We start from the raw sequence: 23,267 nt of genomic DNA, 5'->3' as shown, positions 1-23,267 counted from the left end.
ATATGGTGTATCGTTTAATAATCTGAGTTGATGAAGCTGCTCCTTTGAATTATTTACAGAGGTCATATATTGGGGAGGTGTGTCTGTTGAGGGAGATGAGTTAGATAAAATCTGAAAGATATTTACTAAAATAGTGAAGGTTATTTTAATTTTTTCATGGAGAATAATTGAGGCATTTTATAGTAATGCTGAGGAAAAGTAGCCTCTCAAAAATTCGTGTTGTCAAGGGATTTTGTTCTGTTATCAAAGTGATTTGATAGGCTTATATTATAGATTTATACTTGTATATTATAGATTTATACTTTGTATCTTTGCTTATACAATGAAGGTTTATTAGCAAAGTTCTCCTTTCAATGAGCAATTATTTTTCTACTTACTTAGTTTCTTCAAAAGATTATCTTTCATAAAAGAAGAAATAAGTTTTTAATATCTTAATGCTTCATTGAAGTAAACTCATCACATTGAAAAAATATCTATACAAAAAACTGGAGATAAAACATCAGATGCGTTTTATTGCTCTAAGGAGGGCTTGAACACTTTTGTTTTTTCTAGTGAACAAAAACAGATATTTATTATGGGAACATTCAAAGTGGGGATAAGTTGAAATTAGGAGTGACGGATGGGATCATTATTGATTGAAGTTAATAACGTCTCAAAAATATATCGCAACATTGATAGAGGAATTGGTTTTAATAACAAGGTGGTTTCTCTTTTCAAGCCGGTTTATACAAATCATCATGTGTTAAAAGATATAAGTTTCACCCTCTTTTCAGGGCAATCATTAGCAATTCTTGGCCCTAACGGAGCGGGTAAATCGACACTGATTAAAATACTTTCTGGTATACAACATGCTGATGAGGGATGTATTAAAGTCCTTGGTGTTGATCCTTATAAAGCGAAGAAAGATCTATTCAAGTCTTTGGGTGTGGTCTTTGGTCACAAGAATTGTTTGTGGTGGGATTTACCCTTACGCTACAGCCTGGATATGGTTCAACCATTATATGGTCTTGAACGCGCTTCTTTTACCCGTGATCTTAAAGAGATCACAGAGTTACTGGGCCTTGAGCATATTATGGATAAGCCAGTGCGGATGCTTAGTCTGGGTGAGAGAGTGAAAAGTGAATTGGCATTTAATCTCTCCTTTAGACCTAAACTGGTGTTCCTCGATGAGCCAAGTATTGGTCTTGATATTACATCTAAGCATGAGATCAGGGAGCTTCTTAAAAAACTGAAAAGGAAGCGCGGCACTGGGTATATCATCACAAGTCATGATATGGGAGATATTGATGGATACGTCGATGATATTATTCTCTTGCATAAGGGAAAGAAACAGTTTCACGGCAATCTTCACGCGCTTAAAAATGTCATTCCTTCTTTGGTGAGAATGACGCTTTTTTGTGAACACTTGGCTGCACCTTCAGCTGTTGTAGAAAAAATTGATGAGATTGCGTTGAAATCATCTACTTCTTTAAAGGATAAGCACTTTAACACTGAAGAATGCTCGCTAGATATTTCGCTGCCCCGTGAGGATTTTGCGCGTTTTGTACGGGAAATTACAACCGAACTGAACTGTACGTTCTCTGTATCCACTCCCTCGCTTGAAGAGATGCTTCGTGCTAAATTTAAAGAATTTATCTAACCACTGCTTTGGCATGTTTCTTTTTGCCAAGAATGGATTGCTCACTATTCTAAGTGATAGAGCAATGTTTTTCACCGACATTATCATTGGAACACTTTCGCCATTTGTTATTCAATTTCTATTATGGAACGCACTTTTCTCTGATATGGGCAACACCATAAATGGCTTTAGCTTTCATGATATGATGTATTATTATGCTTTTGCTTTAGTCCTAGGACGCTTAAATAATGGTTATAATGTGATTAAATTTTTCTCTCATCATGTTAAAGAAGGTCAATTAGAAGTATATCTTACAAAGCCCTTCAGTTATATGACACAAATGCTTTTTACTTTTTTAGGGGAGAGTGTATTATATAGCGTCCCGTTATTGGCTCTTTTTGTTGTTAAGCTTGTCTCATCCTATGAAAATATTTTGGGATTGGTCATCGCTTTTCTATTCTTTTTTCTCATTGTTATTCTATCACAATTGCTTTGTTTTTTACTCTCTTTTGGAATTGCCTTATTAAGCTTTTGGGTGATTGAGTACAATATATTACTCTCTTTTAGTATTCTCAGTTCAGCGCTTCTTGGGGGTGTTCTTTTACCACCATCTTTTTGGCCGGTGTGGCTTATTGGGCTCATGCAATTTAATCCTTATCGTTTCATGATATCAGCTCCTGCCGAGTTTTTCGCGACGCAAAATTTAGCATTGTTTCAGCAGTTTATTTTCGGAAGTCTTGCTTATATTTTGTGTCTTTTATTCTTAATTTATATTGCTTGGAATAAAGGAATGAAAACATATAATGGAGCGGGTGGTTGAGATGAAAATAATCCTTTATTTTATCAGCCTGAATATCTGCCGACAGATTGTTTACGGTAAGAATTTGGCTGGGGAGTTTATTCTTTCTCTATGCTATTATTTTATTCAATTCATATTTATTGATAGAATAGCTTCTTTTTCAGGAAAGATCGGTAATTATAACAGAGATGAAATTCATTTTATCTTTGTTGTTTTTGTTTTACTTGGAATATTTTTGAATATTTTTACTAATTCTATTGAAACATTTTTTGAAAAAGTAGCGGATGGTAAAATTGAGCCATACTTGATAAAGCCTGTTTCAATCTGGTTATTGATGTTATTTGGTTGGTGTAAACCACTTAATCTGATCAAGCTCTTTGTTCTTTATGTTAGCGCCTATTTATTTGTATCATTACCGAATATATCCGATCTTAAGCTAAGATGGATCTCTTTTATTGTTGCAATATTTTGTGTTTTTATCGTCAATATTTGTTTTTTCATGATGTTTAATTTTGTAACATTTATTATTAGTCGTAAGATGCCTGTCGAATATTTTCATGAAATGATTTACGAGCTTTCATTTGTACCAATAGGAATTTATCCTTCAAGCATTGTAAAATGGCTTTTGTTTATGCTTCCCATGGCTTTTTCTGCTTCTTTGCCCGTTTCACTGTTATTTGGTAAAAATGAGTGGAATATTGGATATCTTCTGTTGAGCGCTTTTCTTTTTATTGCTATGACTTTCATAAGTTATAAGAAAACAATTCGTAAATTTAATGGATTAGGGGGATGATATAAAAGTCAGAAAGTTATAATCGTGGAAGACAATGAACTTTATTAAATTTATTCCGTGTTCTTGTAGAAACGAATGGTTGTGCAATCGTTGAAATGTGTAATGGCCTTATGGCATTAGATTTGGTGCGTCCACCAAAGTTATCTCTTATCTTATTTAGCTTTTTCAATCAAAGAACTAAACTGGTGCTTACGCTAATTTTTTGTTTTCTGTAAACTTTTAAAATACTTATCTTACTGTATTATACAAAAAAATAAAAAACGACATGTGTAACTGAAAAACAACACTATGATATTTTTTATACTATAATAGCTAATAATATTTATGGTAATAAAGCTAAAATTATAATAAAAACAATAAAATAATTTTATTTTAATATATTTTTATCATTAAACTATACAATATAAAAACACAAATAAAATAATTGACAAACTTAAGATAAACATGTAACGGATGTATTGTAAATGTAATATAATACAAAATTAAATTAAAAAATTGTATTGTCAGAAGATAAATATACTTTATCGATAGATGATGTAATGTTTTCTATTTAGAGGGGGCGGTAAAGAAAATTTATTTTATTGAACATTAATAGGTGGTTATGATGAAAATATTTAAGCATTGTATGTTATGTGTGGTTGCAGTCGCTATTTTCTTTTCACAGGTTTTAGGAGCCAATGCCAATTCTTTAAATGGTAGATTTCAAAATGCTGGTTTCATTTCTGTAATGACACAGGAAAATAGAGTTATTAAAGCTGTTAATATGATTATTAGCCAATTTGGAGAACAAGGGGCTGAGAAAAATGTCCAAAAAGTTGTGGCTTTAATGGGGGCGGAGGCATTAATTTTTGGTTTAGTCGCATATCTTGTATATTTCTTTACTAGAACGCCACCGGGTCCTAAAAGAACAACAGGTGGGAAAGTATTCGATGCTCTTGCTCATAGTGCATGGGCTCTTAATTAAAAGATATTTTACTCTTAATGATATCCTTAAGATATTGTTTGGGGGGGCAATATATGGTACATTAAATTTAACTAATCAGCTATTTTAAAGGCTACTTAAATTTTTCCCTCTTTAAAATACGCATTTAAGCTAAGTTTGTGATTGATATTTTTTGTGATAAAAACGCGAATGCATTAATTGAAATATCCATAAACTTTTCATATCAACTTAAAAATACACGGTGACACAATCCTACGACTATTTGTGGTTTACAATTTTTTTTATCATTTTATCTTAAGCAAAGAGAATGTAGATTCATTTCTATTTTGTCTAAGAAGGGTGGAAGTTATACTAATGTCAAAAAAAGTCATGATCGTGGAAGATAATGAGCTTAATATGAAGCTATTCCGTGATCTCGTAGAAGCGAGTGGCTATGAAACCATTGAAACGCGGAATGGTCTTATGGCATTAGATTTGGCGCGTTCATCAATGCCATCCCTTATCCTTGTGGATATCCAGTTGCCAGAGGTCTCTGGAATAGATGTTATTAAACAATTAAAAGCAGATGAAGAATTAAGATCGATTCCCGTTGTTGCTGTAACAGCCTTTGCTATGAAAGGGGATGAAGAACGAATTCGTGCCAGTGGATGTGAAGAGTATATGTCAAAACCTATTTCCGTCCCGCAGTTTATCACAATGGTAAAGCATTTCTTGGACTGAAGCTTGTTAAGTGATGATAGAAAAAGACATTGAAAAGCTTATGAGATAACTAAAGTTATATTACAGATATTTTTGTATTCTAGCACGTGGATATGTCTATTAGCAAAATACAAATTTTAAAAAATTGAAACTGAGGTTTTGAATTTTTTGATCTATTTTTTAGCTCTTGTTTAAGAAGATACGGTTGTTTTGCATTCTTATTTTCTTCTAACAGATATAAATTTCTTCTACGAAACGTCTGTTTTAGCAGTTAAAAAAAGCCTCGTTTTTATCCGAGGCTTTATGCATTGTACAAAAATTGAAATTAACGCTTTGAAAATTGGAAAGAACGACGTGCTTTTGCTTTACCATATTTTTTACGTTCAACAACACGGCTATCACGGGTAAGAAAACCACCTTTTTTCAAGATTGAGCGAAGTTCTGGTTCGTAATAGGTTAAAGCTTTGGAAATGCCATGGCGCACTGCACCAGCTTGTCCGGAAAGACCACCACCTGCAACGGTTGCAATAATATCAAACTGAGTATCCCTGTTTGTTGCAACAATTGGTTGACGAAGAATCATTCTAAGAACAGGACGAGCAAAATATTTGTCAAATTCCTTATTGTTGATCGTTATTTTTCCAGAACCTGGTTTAATCCATACGCGTGCAACAGCATCTTTACGCTTTCCTGTTGCATAAGCACGTCCTTGTGAATCAAGCTTTTGCACGTGGACAGGGACAACATTTTCATGTGTTTCTGTAATACTTGTTACTATGCTAAGCTCAGAAAGAGAATTAATTTCAGCCATAATCAAGCAATCCTTTTGTTTTTGCGGTTTAAAGTACCAACGTCAAGAGATTCAGGCTGTTGTGCTTCATGTGGATGTTGGCTTCCAGCGTAAACACGTAGATTCTTCAATTGACGGCGACCAAGAGGCCCACGAGGAATCATGCGTTCTACCGCTTTTTCAATAACGCGTTCGGGAAAACGCCCCTCAAGAAGTTGACGTGCTGTACGCTGTTTGATTCCACCAATATAGCCGGTATGCCAATAATATTTTTTATCCGTATATTTTTTGCCAGTGAGAGCTATTTTAGCTGCATTAATGACAATAACGTTGTCACCATCATCAACATGTGGAGTAAATGTAGCTTTATGTTTGCCACGTAAGCGGTTAGCAACAAATGTGGCAAGACGACCTAAAACAAGGTTTTCTGCGTCAATAATAACCCATTTTTTCACCACTTCAGTTGGCTTTTGTGAAAAAGTTGCCATAGAAGTATCCTTTATTAGAACCCTTTTAATATAAGGGAATTTTTACTGTTTTGCGTTGAAAATTGTTACCATAGCGAAATATTTAACGCATACTATTTGATCTGATATAATGTCTTTTTGTTGACGTCAAGAGAAAATAAAAACTTTATAAAACAATATGTTATAAGAAAGGTATCATAATACCGCATTAAAAGAAGTTTGTGGACAATTTAAACTTAAAATGAATGTTGCAAAAGACTATTTTATCTTTAACGCATGATTGTATTTTATCGTTCTTCATTATAAAATAAACAATAATGCAGCGGTCTCGTTATTTTCTCAATGTTGAATCTTCTGCTTGTGGTCAAGCTTGGTTAGATGCCCTTGATGTTCAAGGGATAAATAATGCGCGCGCTATTTCTCAAAAATTTGGTTTTCCAGATCAGTTAGCTCGAGTACTTTCAGCAAGAGATGTGGATGAAGCGGAGGCTGTTGCCTTTATTAATCCAACATTACGTACGCTTATGCCTGATCCAGAAAGTTTTAGGGATATGCAATGCGCTGCAGAGCGTATTGTTAAGGCTCTTCTCAATCAAGAACAGGTTGCTGTTTTTGGTGATTATGATGTTGATGGTGCTTGTTCTTCAGCACTCATAGCGCGTTTTTTTCGTTATTTTGGTATTGAAGCCAAAATTTATATTCCTGATCGTATTGTTGAAGGCTATGGTCCGAATGAACAAGCAATGAGGATGCTTGTGCAAGAAGGCGCTCGGTTAATTATCACTGTTGATTGTGGCGCAAACAGTCCAGATGCAGTAAAAGCAGCGAGGCTTGCTGGTGCTGATGTTGTGATTTTAGATCATCATCAAATGTCAGAGGTTCATCAAGAAGCCGTTGCTCTTGTCAATCCTAATCGTCCTGATGATTTTTCTAAACAGGGGCATTTATGTGCAGCGGGCGTTGTTTTTGTTACGTTAGCTTGGGTTCATCATTTGCTGCGGAAAAAACAATTCCAAGGGCAGCTACCTGATCTTTTAAGTATGCTTGATCTTGTTGCATTGGCAACCATATGTGATGTCGTTCCATTACAAGGGGTTAATCGTGCTTTTGTGATAAAAGGTCTTCAAGTTGCTCGTTCTATGCATAATCTAGGAATAACAGCTTTAACAAAGGTTGCACGAATAGGGGAGCCGCTTAATAGTTTTCATTTAGGTTTTTTGTTAGGTCCTAGAATTAATGCAGGAGGGCGCATTGGTGATCAAGCTTTAGGGGCACGTTTGCTTAGCTGTGAGAATAAAGATGAGGCGGATAGAATAGCAGAACAATTAGACCGGCTTAATCAAGAACGCCAAGAAATGGAGAACATTCAATTAGCACAAGCAGAATCTTACATTGCGTCTCTTTATGAAGATCAAGAAACACCATTATCACTTGTAATTTCTCATAAAGAATGGCATCCGGGAATTATTGGTATTCTTGCTTCCCGTCTCAAAGAGCGTTTTTTTTGTCCTGTTTTTGCTATTGCTTTGAAAGAAGATGGAAATGGTGTCGGGTCGGGACGCTCAATTAATGGTATAGATTTAGGAGCACTCGTTCGTGAAGCTGTTACATTAAATTTATTAGAAAAAGGAGGGGGACATAGTATGGCAGCAGGAATTACAATTCAATCAACAAAAATTGAAATTTTTCGAAAATGGCTAGAAGAAAAAGTTTCTTTAATGGTTTCACAGTTGCGTGCAAAAAAATCCCTTAGTATAGATGGTTTTCTTTCTGCTTCTGGTGTTAATGAAGCGCTGTTTGAGTTGCTTGAAAAAGCAGGGCCATTTGGGACAGGGAACGCAACACCTGTTTTTGTTCTTCCTTCTCATCGATTGGTGAATCTATCTGAAGTTGGTAAAGGACATCTTCGCCTCATTGTATCTAATGTTGAAGGAAAAAAACTACAGGGAATAGCTTTTCGTGCTGTAGGGACATTGCTTGGTGATTTTCTTTTTGAAAATATTGGTGAAATGATTCATTTAGCTGGTCATCTTAGTTTGAATTATTGGAATGGAACGGTCAATCCGCAACTGCGCGTGATTGACGCAGCTGCAGTCGTTTGAAAGAGATATTTTTTACATTAGATGTCTAGATTGGAAGCGAAAGTAGAATTTTCTTGTATGAAACGAAATCGTGCTTCTGGTTTTGTTCCCATGAGACTTTCTACAGTCTTTTTCGTTTCTTGCATTTTCACGGCATCAATAGAAACACGAAGCAATGTACGTTTTTGAGGATGCATAGTCGTTTCTTTAAGTTGTTCTGCGCGCATTTCACCCAACCCTTTAAAACGCCCGATTTCGATTTTAGCTTTTCCAGTAAATTCAGTTTTGAGCAATTCATCCTTATGAATGTCATCGCGTGCGTAAGCAACTTTTCCTCCTTGCGATATTCTATAAAGGGGAGGGACGGCGAGATATAAATGTCCCTGATGAATAAGGTCAGGCATTTCTTGAAAGAAGAAGGTAATGAGCAGTGATGCAATATGAGCCCCATCAACATCAGCATCTGTCATGATGATAATACGTTCATATCTGAGATCTTTTTCACGATATTTAGAGCGTGTTCCACATCCAAGAGCAAGGATAAGATCATTAATTGTTTGGCTTGAGTTCATTTTTTCATGTGCAGCACTGGCGACATTTAAGATTTTACCACGAAGAGGTAAAATTGCTTGGTTTGCTCTATTTCTTGCTTGTTTAGCTGATCCTCCTGCAGAATCCCCTTCAACAATGAACAGTTCAGCACCCACAGCATGGTTCTGGCTACAATCTGCAAGTTTACCGGGCAGACGTAATTTACGGACAGCGGTTTTTCGACTTATTTCTCTATCTTGGCGTCGTCTAATACGTTCTTCAGCACGCTCAATAACCCAATCGAGAAGTTTTGTTGCTTCTTGTGGGGAATTTGCTAACCAATGATCAAAAGGATCGCGGATTGCATTCTCAACGATACGCTGCGCTTCAATGGTTGCTAATCGATCTTTTGTTTGTCCAACAAATTCAGGGTTACTGATAAAGACTGAAAGTATCGCGGCTGTTGAAATCATAATATCGTCAGACGTAATAATTGCTGCGCGTTTGTTTCCTATTAACTCAGCGTAGGATTTCAATCCACGCAAAAGAGCTTGACGTAATCCTATTTCGTGTGTTCCGCCTTCTCCTGTAGGAATCGTATTGCAGTAAGATTGCACACAAGAATCACCACCATGCCAAGCGATAGCCCATTCAACGGAGCCATGGCCATTATTTTGTTGTGTTTTGCCAGAAAAAATTTCTGACGTTACTCGATATTCATCTTTTAGTGACGAGAGTAAATAGTCTTTAAGCCCATTGGGAAAATGAAAAATAGCTTTTTCAGGAGTATTTTTTGCGTTTTCAAGTATGACGGGATCACAAGTCCAGCGAATTTTTACACCACCAAAAAGATAGGCTTTGGAGCATGTCATCTTATAGATTTTTTCTGGATCAAAAGCTGCTTTTTCACCAAAAATTTCACAATCAGGATGAAAACGAACGCGCGTACCACGACGATTATAAACATCTCCCAGATCTTCCAATCCAGATTGAGGAATACCGCGTGAGAAACGTTGGCGGTAAAGTTTTCGTTCTCGTGCAACTTCAACTTCCATATCATCAGAAAGAGCATTGACGACGGAAATTCCTACTCCATGAAGTCCGCCCGCAGTTTGATAAGCTTTTCCATCAAATTTTCCCCCTGAGTGGAGTTGTGTCATAATAACTTCAAGAGTAGATTTGTCAGGCATTTGAGGATGATTTTCGACAGGAATACCGCGTCCATTATCTGTAACGGTTATATAACCGCTCCTATCTAATGAGACCTCAATAGAATCTGCATAACCCGCAACAGCTTCATCCATCGCATTATCAATAATTTCGGCAAATAAATGATGAAGAGCTTTGCTGTCTGTTCCACCAATATACATTCCAGGGCGTAAACGTACGGGCTCTAAACCCTCAAGCACTCGAATAGAGAGGGCATTATAGTCGTCTTCCTGCATATCTTTTGCACTTTTTTTTGAAATCATCGCTTTTGATTTCATTGGAGACTGCAGAGTGTTTTCTTTTGTATTTACCCAAGATTGGGCTTTATTTAAAACACTAAAAAGATCCTTTTTGTTATCGCTCATAGCGTTTAACTATCTACCTCATAAAATAAAATATTCATTAAAATAAATTTTATGCCTGTTTTTTATTTAAAAATCAATGCACTTAGGAAACATCAATTGTTGGACCAAAAATTTGTTCGAAAGCGTTTTTGAGAGCAATATCAATATCATACATTGTTACAGGGCACCCTAGATCAAGAAAGCTCGTTACACCGTAGTTTGTAATTCCACAAGGAACAATTCCTGAATAATGGGTTAAATTAGGGTTAACATTGATAGAAACACCATGAAAACTTATCCATTTGCGCACTCGAATGCCAATAGCCGCAATTTTATCTTCGGCAGAAAGATCCTTTTGTTTTGATGGGCAATGAGACTGTTTAACCCAGACACCAACGCGATCTTCTCTGCGTTCGCCTTTAATATTAAAGTTTGCAAGCATCTGTATGATCCATTCTTCTAATGCACTAATGAAAGCACGAATGTCTTGTTTTCGGCGTTTAAGATCGAGCATAATATAAGCAATACGCTGTCCTGGACCGTGATATGTAAATTCACCTCCACGTCCTGCTTCATAAACAGGGAATAAATTAGGTGCTAAAAGATCTTTTTTATTTGCACTCGTCCCCGCTGTATAAAGAGAAGGGTGTTCAAGAAGCCAAACTTGTTCATGTGCGGTTTTTGCAAGAATTTTTTCTACACGTTCTTGCATATAACGCAGAGCTTCAGGATACTCAACTAGATGATCACTTATCTTCCATTCAACGGGTGGATTTTCTAGAATTGCATTAAAATGATGTGATAAGTGATTACGATCCGTATGTTTCAATTCAAATGTCATTGGTAGTATTTATTTTGATGTTTGAGTTTGTATTATAATCAGAAAAATAAAAAATAAGATTAAGAGATAGTTTATAAGAAGTGCAATGAATTTTATTAAAAAATCGTTATGTTCGTTTTACCATCTTCCTGTTGCACCGCCACCACCTGATGATCCACCACCACCTCTGAATCCTCCTCCCCCTGAATATCCACCAAAGATTCCACCAGAACCTCTACCGTTCGCATTTAAGTTTAAAAACCAAGGTGTGAAGACAATACCCATCCAGAGATATTTTCGTGGACCTATTTTTTTACCAAAGATCATAGCAAGAATAGGCAAACCAACGACTATAAAGAGAATGAGAAACATGATTGTATTTATAATCATTTCTTCTTTTTCAGCTTGTTTACGTTGTTCTTCAACAGCTTTAGCTTTTTGATTGATTCGAAAAGAAAAATCAGCATCACTTTGTGTGATAACTTTAATAATTGCATGAACGGATTCGACAATTCCTTTTTGATAATTTCCTTCACGAAAATTAGGAATCATGAAACTATTAATGATGACAGAGGAAATGGCATCTGTTAGTTCTCCTTCCAGACCGTAGCCTACTTCAATACGTGCTTTGCGTTCATTTGGTGCAATGACGATTAATATGCCGTTATTGATCTGTTTTTGACCTAATCTCCATGTGCGAAACAGAGAATTGCTGTATGTTTCTATATCATTGCCCGAAAGAGTAGGGAGCGTCACAAGAACGATTTGATCTCCTGTTTTCTCTTCGAGTGTAGCTAGCTTTTCCGTTAAGTTTCTTTGTGTTGCATGATCAAGTAAATGAGCCATATCATTGATATAGCCGGTTAAGGGAGGAAACTTAGTGTGTGCGTAAGTGACATTCCCTAATGCAATGATCAAATATAGAATATTCAAAGAAACCCATAAACGTAGAAAAGTACGACGTTGTATAGAGTGTTGAAATAGTTTCATTAATTAAAATTAACCTTTGGTGTTTGTTGGCTATCAGTATCGATGGTAAAAGTAGGCATAGGCTTAGCATCACGAAACCATAGCTTTGCCCAAATCATCGTCGGCATTGTTTTGAGTGCAGTATTGTAGGCACGTACTGTTTCAATATAATCGCGGCGCGCAACGGAAATACGGTTTTCTGTTCCTTCTAATTGTGATTGAAGTGCAAGAAAGTTCTGGTTTGCTTTAAGATCCGGATAGTTTTCAACAACAGCCATAAGCCGCGAAAGGGCACTTGATAAATTTGCTTGATTTTTGAGATATTGCTGCATAACTTCTGGATTATTCAACATATCTGCATTAATGTTGACTTGCGTTGCTTTGGCACGTGCTTCAATTACATTTGTGAAAACGCTTTGTTCATGAGCTGCGTAAGCTTTAACTGTTTCTACAAGATTGGGGATGAGATCTGTACGACGTTGATATTGATTGAGCACTTCACTCCATGCTGCGTGTGCTTTTTCTTCATTTGTTGGTATCGTATTAAATCCGCACCCACTTAAAAATGGGACTAACCATGCCAAAAAAATCACGATTGAAAATTGTTTTAATATTTTAAACATTGAAGAAGTTTGTACATTTAACATAAAGATGTCTCCACAGATATTTTATGTATTATATAGGGTTTATCTTCTTAGTGGAAAGTATTTTGAATTTTATAAACAGACATATTTATCAATAAATCGATATCTCTCTGCGTTTTAGGCACGCCTAAGTGACTTATTGATATTAAAATAATAATGATAATATAGATGTCCTCTTATGAAAGATCAATAATATTCATATCAATTATTATTACCGAAGATTATATTATTTTCGTAATACTTTTTGTTTCACAATGTGCAGATAACAATTGGAAAAGGGAAAAATGTAAGCATCAATCTTATGGAAAGATAGAAGGTAAGGGAGCTTCTCATTTTCCCTCTTTTAGAAGTTATGCTTTATACATCGAACAAAAAAGGGCTTTTCAATTATGTATGATAGCAATTATAAAGGAGGGAAAATCCTATGATAGAAAGTGTTCAACAGCAATGTGAAAAGTTTGATGGATTGGCTAATGATTATGATCGTTATCGTCCTCGCTACCCCCTCACCTTATTTAAAACCATGCTGCTTCCTTTTAAGAACAAAAAGCATTTGTCTATCGTGGATGTGGGGGCTGGAACAGGCATCGCATTAGAAGGGATTGTCAAACTTCTTGGGAATAAACACCAATATCATGCTATCGATATATCGACAGACATGATTAAGCAGGGGCAAAGAAAATTTCCTACTGTGCAGTGGTATCAGGGGCGTGCCGAAGATCTATTGCCTCAAATCGGTGAGGTCGATCTTGTCATTGCAGCGCAAGCGTTTCAATGGATGGATCGCCCTCAATTGCTTTGTGCTGTCTCATCCCAACTCCGAACCGATGGTGTAATGGCGGTCATTCAAAACAATCGGGATTTTAAGCATAGCGAATTCTTAGCAGCTTATGAAACATTGTTAGAGAAAATGAGCCCTAACTATTCGCGTTATTATCGTAATTTTGATTTTTTACAGGAAATGAGCGATGGCTTTGGGGTAAATCCAGAAAAGATTGCTTTACATACGCACAATTGGACGATGGTGATCCCATCTGAAGCTTTTATTGGAATGAGTCGCTCTTCAACGCAAGTGCAACGCGCTATTACTTGCTATGGGGAAGAATATTTGCGGCAATTGGTTGCATTAATAAAGAAATATGAAGTACAAGGCAATTTGGAGCTTTTGTATCGAAGTGAGCTCTATATGTATATAAGATAATCCGATATCCATGATTGCTTTTGCTCTTTTAGCACATCAGTGTAGGCGCATTCAGAAAATTAACGAATTATTAAGGAAGATTTTGAGGGGGGGACAGTTTTTCTTCTTCAGCATTCAAATTGACATCTTATTACATCTGATTTTCATTGTTCACTTGATATGAGAGAGTTTTAAATAGAAAATTTATGAACTGCATTATAGCATTGAAGCGCTTTCTTTACAGTAGGTTAACAACAGATTATTTTATAAAATTGGAAGAGGTAGATTGAATAGAAATATTTGATAATTCTTTGTTTTTTATGATTGTTTTTTATTATTAAATGAGAGTATCTGTAATAAATTTTGACAAAAATAACTGAAACAGTACAAAAAATCCTCATAGTCAGAAAGTTTTAGTAAAAAGGGTAATGGCTTGGAAGAACCTTTAAAAAACAACTAATTTTGAAATCATCTCTAAATTCAGATCCAAATGACGAAAAAAGCAAAATAGAAGTATATTCTATGAAAGCATTTCTCTTTTTTAAAGATATAATAACAATATGTTAATTAAATTTTTTGATATAAAAAATTTTTATTTTCTATTTTAAATAACGAGTTAGGCCGAGTCTTGTGTGGTTTTATTGAAGATGTGCTTTTCAGGTTTCAATCTGGCGCTTTAAATACAATTTTAGAAGTGGACAATAAGATCAATTTTTTCTCTGTTATGATGTGTTAAATAAGTTTTTAATCTATAGAATTTAATTTTTGCAATCATGATAGATTGTGACAGCTATCTATCTAAGATTTTTCAGAAGGTTAGTAGGAATAGTTTAACGAAATTCATTGAGCATCCTCATCTTTACGCTTCATAAAAGAATAAGCCTGCACCATCACATTATTTTTCAACTCTCAATGTTGTTACAATTCTTGCATTAAAGATTCATAAGAGGGATTTTATTTAGTCCTTTCTTGTATAGTTTTATCCATATGCCAATTCCGCTTATGACGTGTAAGCGAGTGGTTTTGATTGATTCAAAATACACAGATTTGGAATGAGAGAATCTTAAGATATTCGACTCTCTACATTTAATATGAATAATGCTAGATTATGATTATAAATTAATGTGTTATCTATTTTTTATCTACAGGCTTGGTTGTGCTTGTTGATATTTTCATTTATCGTCAACTATTCTATTCTTGGATAATAACTCTATCGTAAGGAATGCCTTTAAGAAAGCACTCTCGTTTTAAAGAGTCGTTATAGTTTTTTTGTTTTATAGAAGGATCAATAATGCTAAACATTATACTTTGATTAAAAAAGAAAGTAAATTATGACTATTATACTAAAGCCGGAAGAGGTAACTCTTAGTGAACTTGAAGCTATTTATTTTAATGGTGAAGTAAGTAAACTTCATAATGACACACATTTAGCTATTAAAAAAGGGGCTCAGCGCATTGCTGAAATTGCTGCTGGAAGTGAGCCTGTATACGGTATTAATACTGGTTTTGGGAAGTTGGCTTCCATTAAAATTGATGCGGACGATGTTGCTGTTTTACAGAGAAATCTTATTCTGTCCCATTGTTGTGGAGTAGGAGAGCCTTTAGCTGAAAATATTGTGCGTTTGATAATGAGCTTAAAACTTATCTCTTTAGGAAGAGGGGCTTCAGGGGTTCGTCTAGAATTGGTAAATTTGCTAGAAAATATGCTTGCAAAGGGCGTCATTCCTGTCATTCCTGAAAAAGGGTCTGTTGGTGCTTCAGGTGATCTAGCTCCACTTGCTCACATGGCTGCTGTTATGATGGGAGAAGGAGAAGCCTTTTTTCAAAATATTCGTATGAGTGGAGCGGTTGCATTGGAGAAAGCGGGATTGTCTCCTATTATTTTAGAGGCAAAGGAAGGTCTAGCTCTTATTAATGGGACTCAAACATCAACAGCCCTTGCACTTGCCGGTCTTTTTCGAGGTTATCGGGCATTGTGTGGTGGATTGCTGGCAGGGGCTTTGACGACAGATGCCATCATGGGATCAACGGCGCCATTTCATCCTGATATCCATATTTTACGAGGACATTATGGACAGATTGCTGCATCGAAAACATTAGAAAAGCTTGTAGAGGATTCAGAAATTCGTGCAGCACATTTACGTGGTGATGAGCGCGTACAAGATCCTTATTGTATACGTTGCCAGCCACAGGTCATGGGGGCATGTTTTGATATTTTGCTAGCAGCAGCAAAAACACTGATTATTGAAGCAAATGCTGTTACAGATAATCCATTGATTTTAAGGAATGGTGAAGTGGTATCAGGTGGGAATTTTCATGCTGAGCCTGTAGCGTTTGCTGCTGATCAGATTGCTCTTGCTTTATGTGAAATAGGATCTATTTCTCAACGGCGTATTGCTCTTATGGTTGATCCAGCAGTTTCTTATGGTCTTCCAGCTTTTTTAGCGCATAATGCGGGTCTTAATTCAGGTTTTATGATTGCTGAAGTAACAGCAGCAGCTTTAATGTCTGAAAATAAGCAAATGGCCCATCCTGCTTCAGTTGATTCAACACCAACTTCAGCCAATCAAGAAGATCATGTTTCAATGGCTTGCCATGGAGCGCGTCGGTTATTGGTGATGAGCGAAAATCTTTTTACTCTTATTGGTATTGAAACGCTTGTTGCAGCACAAGGAATTGAATATCGTGCACCTTTAAAAACAAGTACTTTTTTACAGTCAGTTATGGAATGTTTACGTAAAAATGTTGCTCCTCTGAAGGAAGATCGCTATCTGGCTCCAGATCTTCATCAAGCACATATACTTGTGCGTGAAGGGCACTTACTATCTATTTTACCAGAAACAATTTTTCCTTCATTAAATTTTCAGTAATATTTGTTTTTGAGTTTAAGAGAGGAGAAGAGACCTCATTATTAGGTTTCTTTATACAAAACTTGAAGAGGTGGTAAATATATCTTTATAATAATTAATAAATATTTTTCTATTTATTGGCTGTTATGTATTGTGTTTATTCGCAATTATCTCTTTAATACACTTGTCTTATGATATAATTTAGATAAATTTATGGAAGAGTGTATTATATTTATTTACGCACTAAAATGAGTATTTCTCTTTTTAAAAGATGGTTTATAATTTTTGTACTTTTAAATCACGAAAAAGGGGAAATAAATGTCTAAAAATCGTCTATTATGTATTTTGATGGCAATCATTGTTTGTTTTTCGCAAATTGTGGAGGCCCACGCGAATCTTGCGAGAGAAAGATCTCAACAGGGTGGTTTTATTGCTATATGGGCACAGGAGAAAGATATTTTTGTTCAGGTAACAAGGGGAGTTATCATGAATGTTTCAGGTCAAAGAAGTGGAAAAAATAGTTGCTCTCTTGTTGGACCGAAGGTCGAAAAGATGATATTTATCGCAGTTGGTCTTTTATTGGGAAAGCTTGTATTTAAAGCGGCTGGAGTTTTTAAAAGAGGGGTTGGGGCTAAAATTTCTCACGCCTTTGAAAACTGGCGGGATTCATATTATCATTGATTAAGCTATATCAATTAGTTTTAAAAATGAGTGCATGTGGTGTTGAATACAATTTGTGATGATGTGACAAGTTAAAAAGTGTAGAAAGTTTACACGCTATTAATAGAAAGTTTAACGCATGTTTCTCTTGAATATGATGATATCAATTTAAGGTTTTTATTTATAGCCTTGAAAAACACTCATGATGAATGGGAGCATATGCCCTTCATGCAAAGCGGTGTTTTTTGCCTTCACAAGGTTTATCTTAAGGAAACATTTCCTCAATACTTAAGCTTACATTTCAGGGGGGGCATCCGTGAATGGTATAACCTAAAAACTCTCGTGAAAAGTATAGGATTAATAGTGCATCATTATTTTTATGTTACGAAGATACGAGTCGATACTATCAGATAATTCATTTCCCGAGCTGTAACAGCTTTTTGCACTTGAGACAGTTTATTAAGAGGAATTTTATTCCTTTCTTTACGTGTTTTTATTCATCCATCAATCTCGTTTATGATGTGTAAACGAAAAGTTTTGATTGCTTCAATGTGAACGGGTTTGGAAAAGAGACAATCTTATGATATTGAGGAGCCAGTTCAATATATAAAACAATAAATTATCCTTATGAATAAAAATGTTTATATTATCTTGCATTCAACCCCACATTTTCTGCAGAAAAATAGAAAATATAAAAATGAACTAAATGACAATTATAAAAATTTTATTATCATGTAATTTCAATAAAATGATATAAAACTTAGGCTATAAAAAGCTGAATCATTCGCAATAAAAGTATTTTTCATTGCCTAGGATAGAGCATCTGGAAGGCTGTTGTTTAATGCTTTTAAAGTATATCTTCGAAAGAGAAACATGAAGCTTTATTTATCATAAAGCTGTTATTGCAGTGTGGATGTTCGTCAGCATCTCAATAAAGAAGGAAAGTAATGGCACGAAATGAACTGAAACGAGGTATGAGTAAGCGCCAAGTTATTTTTTTAGCTCTTGGCTCTGCTATTGGAACAGGTCTTTTTTATGGATCTGCACAGGCAATTAAGCTTGCGGGGCCAAGTGTTTTGATTGCATATTGTATTTCTGGTTTAGCTATTTTTATGGTTATGCGGGCTTTAGGAGAGATGATACTTCATAATCCATTGCCTGGTTCTTTTGCACGTTATGCGGCAAATTACATATCGCCATTAGCAGGTTTTTTAACGGGATGGACATATGTATTTGAAATGATTCTTGTTGGTTTGGCTGATATTACAGCTTTTGCGACTTATATGGGGTTTTGGTATCCTGATGTTGCTCCTTGGGTATGGGCATTTAGTATCACGTTAATTATCACGGGTATTAATTTAGCTGCCGTAGAAGTATATGGTGAACTAGAGTTTTGGCTGTCTTCTATTAAAGTTATTGCTATCATTGCGATGATTATTTTAGGAATAGTAATTATTTTTTGTGGTTGGAGTGAAAGCGCAGTTTCTTCTACTGTTACTGTTCATAATTTATGGAAGAATGGTGGTATTTTTCCTAATGGTTGGTTTGGTTTTTTAGCTTGCTTTAGTGTTGTTGTTTTTGCTTTTGGTGGTATAGAAATCATTGGGATGGCAGTCATGGAAGTTCAAAACCCTCATCAAACAATTTCAAAGGCAATTAATGTTACTCCAGTTCGTATTTTGCTTTTTTATGTCATGACGTTAGCTATTTTAATGTCACTTTATCCTTGGAATGAGATTGGTCTTATGGATAGCCCTTTTGTATCCATTTTTGAAAATCTGGGGATTTCATATGCGGCAAATATCTTAAATATTGTCGTTGTTACAGCCGCTATTTCTGCAATGAATAGTGGAATGTATGGTGCTTGTCGCATGATACATGGTTTATCGCAGGAAGGTTATGCTTTAAAGAAGTTTCAATATTTAACAAAAAATGGTATACCAATTTTTGTTATTTTGATGATCTTCGGTATTTTTCTTCTTGGTGCTGTCCTTAATTATTTTTACCATGAAAAGCTTTTTTTTCTTATTGCTGCAATGGTGACATTTGCGACAGTTTTTGTGTGGGTGATGATTCTACTTTCACAAATTTTTATGCGAATTAAGATGCCTAAAGAAGCACAGAATGGTTTAAAATTTCCAATTCCATTTTGGCCAATAGGATCGGTTTTTTCTATTTTATTTATGGTTTTTATTTTTATTCTCTTATGGTACTTTGATGAGACGCGACCGGTTTTAATTATAGGTTTTAGTTGGATTGCTTGGCTTGTTATTTGTTTCTATGCACTTAAACTTTATAATTTTAAGCAAAAGAAACTGCAATAAAATGTGAATAGAGATAAAACTCAAAACAAATAGCTGATATTATCAGGAAAACAGGTGTTTGATTGTTACTCCCTAAAGATTAGAACAGTCTAGATTGGAAAAAATCTGCTCGTTATTATTGGAGATTTTTGTGAGCCATTGCTTATGGTAACGGCCAAATCATATAAACTATTAGGCGTTTTTTGATGGTGAGCTCTGCAATCAATATAAATCTTTCATGTTAAAATGCCTAACAGTGCAAATAGACTTTACTAGATAAAAGGTTATAGGCAGATATCTTTTTCTAAACGTATTAATGAAGTTCTATTTCACAAGAGAAGTTATTGTAAGAATTGTTTTATTTTTTTATAAGCTTTTTAAAAAGTTAATTGTTTAAATTTTATTGTTTAAGAAACTGTTATTGCTTTTAGAAGCGAAGATAAAGTTTTTTATGTATTTTCTTTGAAAAGAAGGGTTAGAGTCCTCTGTTTCCTTTAAAAGGATATTTGGGTTGTTATGGGGTAAAGGAGAGACGTTTTTTATTGCTATTATTTTTTCTAAAGAGGATTGGTGTTGGTAGAAAAAGCAGATAACAAAGTCATTAGGGACATTGTATCATTTTGTTTGCAAAAACTTCAATAAAGAGAAGCAAGGTATCACAATAAAATCTTATAGAAGTGTAAATTTAAGGGAACAATTGCACGTGTGATATTTTGGCGATTCTTGTTGTTATTACGATTAAAAGAGCAAGGATCAAACTTATTTTTTATAATATTGATACGGGAGTAATTTTTATCACAAGTGGAGGAGGACAAAACGCGCTTCGCAAATGTATTTTGCGTGCAAAGTTATTCAATGTTACCATAAAAGGCGCTCAAGAACACTACGACTAGCAAAAATAATCATCGGAAAGTGGCTTTTTACACAAAAAATCTTCCAATAGCTCTGAATCACACATACTACAACGATTTTCTCCATCCTTGAGATGCAACGGGCAAAATTGATATGGGTGTACAAGGAGATGCTACGATTACTGCTTCTCATTTGATTTCCGATCAAGATATCAATGTAATGGGAAAAAGTGTGATAATTGTTGGCATGACAGACTATCATAGCGGCCATTCACAGACGCATGAAATAGGTTTTGGTGTGAGTTCAGGCAAAAATTTTGTTTCGTTATACGGGAGTAAATCAAAGATAGAAAATAAAGAGAGTTTTGAACATCAAGGCTCTTCTCTCAATGCTGATTGTAATATCAACATCACGCTCAAGAAAAAAGATGTGAGCGTAGTAGATTCTGATCTTGCGGGGGAGGATATTAACCTTTCAGTAGCGCGTGATGTCAATGTGTTTGTGGGGCATAATAATCATAGCTCAAGTACACAGGAAGAGCGCACAGGCTTTGGCTTTCAGTTTGAAAAGAGCAGCAGCGGTGCTTCTGTTGGTGTTGGAGTTGTGAGTGCGAAAGACACTGGCGATCAATAGGAAAATACCTCCGTTCAATCCTATGTCAAAGTGCGCAGAGATGTGCGGATTGCTGCTGATTATGATGTAAACATGCAAGCCGACAAATGTTTCGGCAGGGCGTGATGTCAACGTTGATGCTGACAATAATATCACGCTTTCGGAAAGCTGTGATATCTCTAAGACACAAGAGATGCCTGAAAAGTCCTTTGCTGATGTGGCAGGATCTGTCAATGTGGGCATTCTTGGTACCATAAAAGATGTAAGAGATGTAGCAAAACGTTTTGGTCGTGGGGATGTGAAACACAAAATCGGCAATGGTTTGATTGGCGGACTAAATAGCAAGACAGCAGTGATTGTTAGTGCACATAAGCCGATGTACCATAACAGTAGGTAAAGGATTGCGTGACTTTAAAAAGCGTGGCATCCACAATATAGCAAAGAAAACAGATATCTATCTTTTGTGTCCGGTTGATAAGGTTCTATATCGATAGCAAATTCATTAGAATCCATTATATGTCGTAAATGATGACGCAAAAGATCATATCTAGCTACAAAATCATTTACTTAACGCCATTGGTATAAGATTTGGTCATAATCCACCTACTTTTTATAAGGTACCCTTGGAGTTTCCCTATGTATTATTTCCACCAGCAATTCTCATGAGAGAGGAAGGGAGAACGCTAGGCGGCTATGATCCTAGAATTGTTATGGTCATACGCGTTATGCGTGTGCAAGATGCTACGGAATGCCTCATACGATACCAATTTATTCGATTTTAGTAGATTATTTATGGAAAAAAATGAAACAAATCTTAAAATTATTAAGTGGTCTCATTCTGTTAAATATCGCTGGATGTAACATCAACAAATCTCAACCAAGAGTTTTGAGTGCTTGGGAGAAGCCTAGAGCAGACTTTACTGAGGTAGGAAAAGCACTGTTAGGATGTGGCATGCCAACTTCTTATGATGTCTTTCCAGAAAATAAAAAGTTAAGCCTCAATGCAGAGGTTTCCATTGCAGCATGCATGATTCAAGCAAAATTACACGACAAATGGGAAGGATTATATTGGTTTTATACTTAATAAAGATGAAAACCTCTCCATTTTGTGTCTTAGTGCTGTTATCCCACAACGAAGTGTCAAGAAGCGTTTGAACAGCTTGTTTTGTAAAAAAATATAAAACCGCACCTGAATGTCAGCCGTAATTTTTTGCTGGTGATGATCAACAATTTCTACCTTGATGTTTCTCATGCCTGTGCGCGGGGGTGTCCTTAATTCACCATTTCAATGTATTTATGGGTACTACAACTGTAGGCGCAATAATATAAAAATATCTATTTTTGTTGTAATCAAAATATTGATAATAATTATAAGCATACCGTTTATAAAATATGATTTTAGTAATAATTTTACCGTATTTTTGATATAATAACGGTATAATCTTCTGAAAGATAAAAATAATAAAGGTTGATGATGTCCATCATTGTTTTGAAAATAAAAAAACAGCATGTAAAATAATTATAGATTGTTTCGTAATATCAAAATTACTCAAGGATAGGAAAATGAAGCATATTTTAAAATTATTAAGTGGGATAACCTTATTTGTTATGGCTGGATGTTACCCAGAGCAGCCTTCTCGAACAGTTGTAGATGCATGGGAAAAGCCCGGTGCCGATCAGCTTGAGATCAAAAAAGCTCTGTTGGAATGCGGAATGCAGCATCTTGATGGTCGTCTTGATAGAGAAATAAGTATGGAGGAGAAATTCAATGCTGAGGAGGCAGAGAGTGCATGTATGATCCAAGCAGGTTTCCAAGATAAATTGGGAAGGGTGAAGTGGTGTGAGAAATATGAAAATCTTCCAATTTGTCAGCCCGATGCAGTTATTCCTCAGCGAAGTGTAGAGAGGCGTTTGAATAGTCCTCATTGTGAAGAGCATAAAGAACAACCTGAATGTCAACCTTAGGTATTGGTGTTTCTGTAATCAATAATCCTCATGTTCTTTTTCTCGCATGGGGGGGTTTTTTAATGTAATAGCCATCTTGCATGCGAAGAAATACTAGCAAACTTTTCAGCCTTTCTATCGTAAATATTGAAGGAGGGGA

The 23,267-nt window shown here is 35.5% G+C and carries 19 protein-coding genes and 1 pseudogene; 14 read left to right on the top strand and 6 right to left on the bottom strand.

The features are described 5' to 3' along the window. Nucleotides 1–631: 631 nt before the first annotated feature. The 5 genes from QHG57_RS07365 (at nucleotide 632) to QHG57_RS07345 (ending at nucleotide 4,873) form a co-directional block, all read left to right on the top strand. Complete coding sequence (locus QHG57_RS07365) at nucleotides 632–1,639, top strand: ATP-binding cassette domain-containing protein (RefSeq protein ID WP_330169032.1); 1,008 nt, start codon at nucleotides 632–634, stop codon at nucleotides 1,637–1,639. Continuing rightward, nucleotides 1,614–2,438, top strand: a complete 825-nt coding sequence (locus QHG57_RS07360; protein WP_330169031.1) for an ABC-2 family transporter protein — start codon at nucleotides 1,614–1,616, stop codon at nucleotides 2,436–2,438. Before QHG57_RS07365 ends, QHG57_RS07360 begins: the two co-directional genes overlap by 26 nt. Beyond that, nucleotides 2,422–3,210 carry an ABC-2 family transporter protein gene (locus tag QHG57_RS07355; RefSeq protein ID WP_330167744.1) on the top strand — a complete coding sequence of 263 codons (789 nt, stop codon included), beginning with the start codon at nucleotides 2,422–2,424 and terminating at the stop codon, nucleotides 3,208–3,210. The genes QHG57_RS07360 and QHG57_RS07355 overlap by 17 nt, the downstream gene beginning before the upstream one ends. A gap of 604 nt (nucleotides 3,211–3,814) precedes the next feature. After that, nucleotides 3,815–4,174, top strand: a complete 360-nt coding sequence (locus QHG57_RS07350; protein ID WP_330168829.1) for a hypothetical protein — start codon at nucleotides 3,815–3,817, stop codon at nucleotides 4,172–4,174. Nucleotides 4,175–4,507: 333 nt separating this feature from the next. Beyond that, nucleotides 4,508–4,873, top strand: a complete 366-nt coding sequence (locus QHG57_RS07345) for a response regulator (protein WP_330167743.1) — start codon at nucleotides 4,508–4,510, stop codon at nucleotides 4,871–4,873. A gap of 304 nt (nucleotides 4,874–5,177) precedes the next feature. Here QHG57_RS07345 and rpsI read toward each other — a convergent pair whose 3' ends face one another. Both rpsI and rplM read right to left on the bottom strand, forming a co-directional pair. Next, nucleotides 5,178–5,663, bottom strand: a complete 486-nt coding sequence (gene rpsI, locus QHG57_RS07340) for a 30S ribosomal protein S9 (RefSeq protein ID WP_015856545.1) — start codon at nucleotides 5,661–5,663, stop codon at nucleotides 5,178–5,180. Nucleotides 5,664–5,665: 2 nt separating this feature from the next. Next, on the bottom strand, nucleotides 5,666–6,130 hold the full coding sequence (rplM, locus tag QHG57_RS07335; protein WP_330167742.1) for a 50S ribosomal protein L13: 465 nt from the start codon (nucleotides 6,128–6,130) through the stop codon (nucleotides 5,666–5,668). 296 nt (nucleotides 6,131–6,426) lie between these two features. Here rplM and recJ point away from each other — a divergent pair, with 296 nt between their 5' ends. Further along, nucleotides 6,427–8,211, top strand: a complete 1,785-nt coding sequence (gene recJ, locus QHG57_RS07330) for a single-stranded-DNA-specific exonuclease RecJ (RefSeq protein ID WP_330167741.1) — start codon at nucleotides 6,427–6,429, stop codon at nucleotides 8,209–8,211. Nucleotides 8,212–8,228: 17 nt separating this feature from the next. On the opposite strand, the gene parE is transcribed toward recJ, so the two are convergent. The 4 genes from parE to QHG57_RS07310 all read right to left on the bottom strand — a co-directional run bounded on the left by parE (nucleotide 8,229) and on the right by QHG57_RS07310 (nucleotide 12,710). After that, on the bottom strand, nucleotides 8,229–10,295 hold the full coding sequence (gene parE, locus QHG57_RS07325; RefSeq protein WP_330167740.1) for a DNA topoisomerase IV subunit B: 2,067 nt from the start codon (nucleotides 10,293–10,295) through the stop codon (nucleotides 8,229–8,231). Nucleotides 10,296–10,377: 82 nt separating this feature from the next. Further along, nucleotides 10,378–11,115 carry a lipoyl(octanoyl) transferase LipB gene (lipB, locus tag QHG57_RS07320; RefSeq protein ID WP_330167739.1) on the bottom strand — a complete coding sequence of 246 codons (738 nt, stop codon included), beginning with the start codon at nucleotides 11,113–11,115 and terminating at the stop codon, nucleotides 10,378–10,380. 117 nt (nucleotides 11,116–11,232) lie between these two features. Beyond that, entirely contained in the window at nucleotides 11,233–12,084 is an 852-nt protein-coding gene (locus QHG57_RS07315) for a TPM domain-containing protein (protein WP_330169030.1), read from the bottom strand. Further along, a complete protein-coding gene (locus tag QHG57_RS07310; protein ID WP_015856539.1) occupies nucleotides 12,084–12,710 on the bottom strand; it encodes a LemA family protein in 627 nt (208 codons plus the stop codon). Before QHG57_RS07310 ends, QHG57_RS07315 begins: the two co-directional genes overlap by 1 nt. Before the next feature lie 421 nt (nucleotides 12,711–13,131). Between QHG57_RS07310 and QHG57_RS07305 the strand changes: the two genes are divergently transcribed. From QHG57_RS07305 to QHG57_RS07270, 8 genes and pseudogenes are all read left to right on the top strand, one after another. Then, nucleotides 13,132–13,908 (top strand): class I SAM-dependent methyltransferase, encoded by a 777-nt coding sequence (locus tag QHG57_RS07305; protein ID WP_330169029.1) that lies wholly within the window; start codon nucleotides 13,132–13,134, stop codon nucleotides 13,906–13,908. A 1,310-nt stretch (nucleotides 13,909–15,218) separates the two neighbouring features. After that, nucleotides 15,219–16,757: a histidine ammonia-lyase gene (gene hutH / locus QHG57_RS07300; protein WP_330167736.1), complete on the top strand. Its 1,539-nt coding sequence runs from the start codon at nucleotides 15,219–15,221 to the stop codon at nucleotides 16,755–16,757. Between the two features lie 297 nt (nucleotides 16,758–17,054). Then, nucleotides 17,055–17,417: a hypothetical protein gene (locus QHG57_RS07295; RefSeq protein WP_330167735.1), complete on the top strand. Its 363-nt coding sequence runs from the start codon at nucleotides 17,055–17,057 to the stop codon at nucleotides 17,415–17,417. A gap of 926 nt (nucleotides 17,418–18,343) precedes the next feature. Then, nucleotides 18,344–19,720, top strand: a complete 1,377-nt coding sequence (locus QHG57_RS07290; protein WP_330167734.1) for an amino acid permease — start codon at nucleotides 18,344–18,346, stop codon at nucleotides 19,718–19,720. Nucleotides 19,721–20,704: 984 nt separating this feature from the next. After that, nucleotides 20,705–21,184 (top strand): hemagglutinin repeat-containing protein, encoded by a 480-nt coding sequence (locus QHG57_RS07285; RefSeq protein WP_330169028.1) that lies wholly within the window; start codon nucleotides 20,705–20,707, stop codon nucleotides 21,182–21,184. 172 nt (nucleotides 21,185–21,356) lie between these two features. Continuing rightward, nucleotides 21,357–21,560, top strand: coding sequence for a hypothetical protein (locus tag QHG57_RS07280; RefSeq protein ID WP_330167732.1), 204 nt, complete (start codon nucleotides 21,357–21,359; stop codon nucleotides 21,558–21,560). Nucleotides 21,561–21,965: 405 nt separating this feature from the next. Next, nucleotides 21,966–22,369 (top strand): annotated as a pseudogene (locus QHG57_RS07275) (hypothetical protein). A 357-nt stretch (nucleotides 22,370–22,726) separates the two neighbouring features. After that, entirely contained in the window at nucleotides 22,727–23,128 is a 402-nt protein-coding gene (locus QHG57_RS07270; protein WP_330169027.1) for a hypothetical protein, read from the top strand. Nucleotides 23,129–23,267: the final 139 nt, after the last annotated feature.

This window comes from Bartonella grahamii subsp. shimonis, assembly GCF_036327415.1.
Taxonomy (GTDB): domain Bacteria; phylum Pseudomonadota; class Alphaproteobacteria; order Rhizobiales; family Rhizobiaceae; genus Bartonella; species Bartonella shimonis.
Note: the sequence above shows the minus strand (reverse complement) of the source record. Positions and strands in the feature narration are given on the sequence as shown.

Excerpts from the sequence above, each read along its gene's own strand:
- QHG57_RS07345 (WP_330167743.1), top strand. The coding sequence starts at position 4,508 with ATGTCAAAAAAAGTCATGATCGTGGAAGATAATGAGCTTAATATGAAG.
- QHG57_RS07350 (WP_330168829.1), top strand. The coding sequence starts at position 3,815 with ATGAAAATATTTAAGCATTGTATGTTATGTGTGGTTGCAGTCGCTATT.
- QHG57_RS07355 (WP_330167744.1), top strand. The coding sequence starts at position 2,422 with ATGGAGCGGGTGGTTGAGATGAAAATAATCCTTTATTTTATCAGCCTG.
- rpsI (WP_015856545.1), bottom strand. The coding sequence starts at position 5,663 with ATGGCTGAAATTAATTCTCTTTCTGAGCTTAGCATAGTAACAAGTATT.
- lipB (WP_330167739.1), bottom strand. The coding sequence starts at position 11,115 with ATGACATTTGAATTGAAACATACGGATCGTAATCACTTATCACATCAT.
- QHG57_RS07295 (WP_330167735.1), top strand. The coding sequence starts at position 17,055 with ATGTCTAAAAATCGTCTATTATGTATTTTGATGGCAATCATTGTTTGT.
- QHG57_RS07270 (WP_330169027.1), top strand. The coding sequence starts at position 22,727 with ATGAAGCATATTTTAAAATTATTAAGTGGGATAACCTTATTTGTTATG.
- QHG57_RS07315 (WP_330169030.1), bottom strand. The coding sequence starts at position 12,084 with ATGAAACTATTTCAACACTCTATACAACGTCGTACTTTTCTACGTTTA.
- QHG57_RS07310 (WP_015856539.1), bottom strand. The coding sequence starts at position 12,710 with ATGTTAAATGTACAAACTTCTTCAATGTTTAAAATATTAAAACAATTT.
- QHG57_RS07285 (WP_330169028.1), top strand. The coding sequence starts at position 20,705 with ATGGGTGTACAAGGAGATGCTACGATTACTGCTTCTCATTTGATTTCC.
- hutH (WP_330167736.1), top strand. The coding sequence starts at position 15,219 with ATGACTATTATACTAAAGCCGGAAGAGGTAACTCTTAGTGAACTTGAA.
- rplM (WP_330167742.1), bottom strand. The coding sequence starts at position 6,130 with ATGGCAACTTTTTCACAAAAGCCAACTGAAGTGGTGAAAAAATGGGTT.
- QHG57_RS07305 (WP_330169029.1), top strand. The coding sequence starts at position 13,132 with ATGATAGAAAGTGTTCAACAGCAATGTGAAAAGTTTGATGGATTGGCT.
- QHG57_RS07290 (WP_330167734.1), top strand. The coding sequence starts at position 18,344 with ATGGCACGAAATGAACTGAAACGAGGTATGAGTAAGCGCCAAGTTATT.
- parE (WP_330167740.1), bottom strand. The coding sequence starts at position 10,295 with ATGAGCGATAACAAAAAGGATCTTTTTAGTGTTTTAAATAAAGCCCAA.
- recJ (WP_330167741.1), top strand. The coding sequence starts at position 6,427 with ATGCAGCGGTCTCGTTATTTTCTCAATGTTGAATCTTCTGCTTGTGGT.
- QHG57_RS07280 (WP_330167732.1), top strand. The coding sequence starts at position 21,357 with ATGCCTGAAAAGTCCTTTGCTGATGTGGCAGGATCTGTCAATGTGGGC.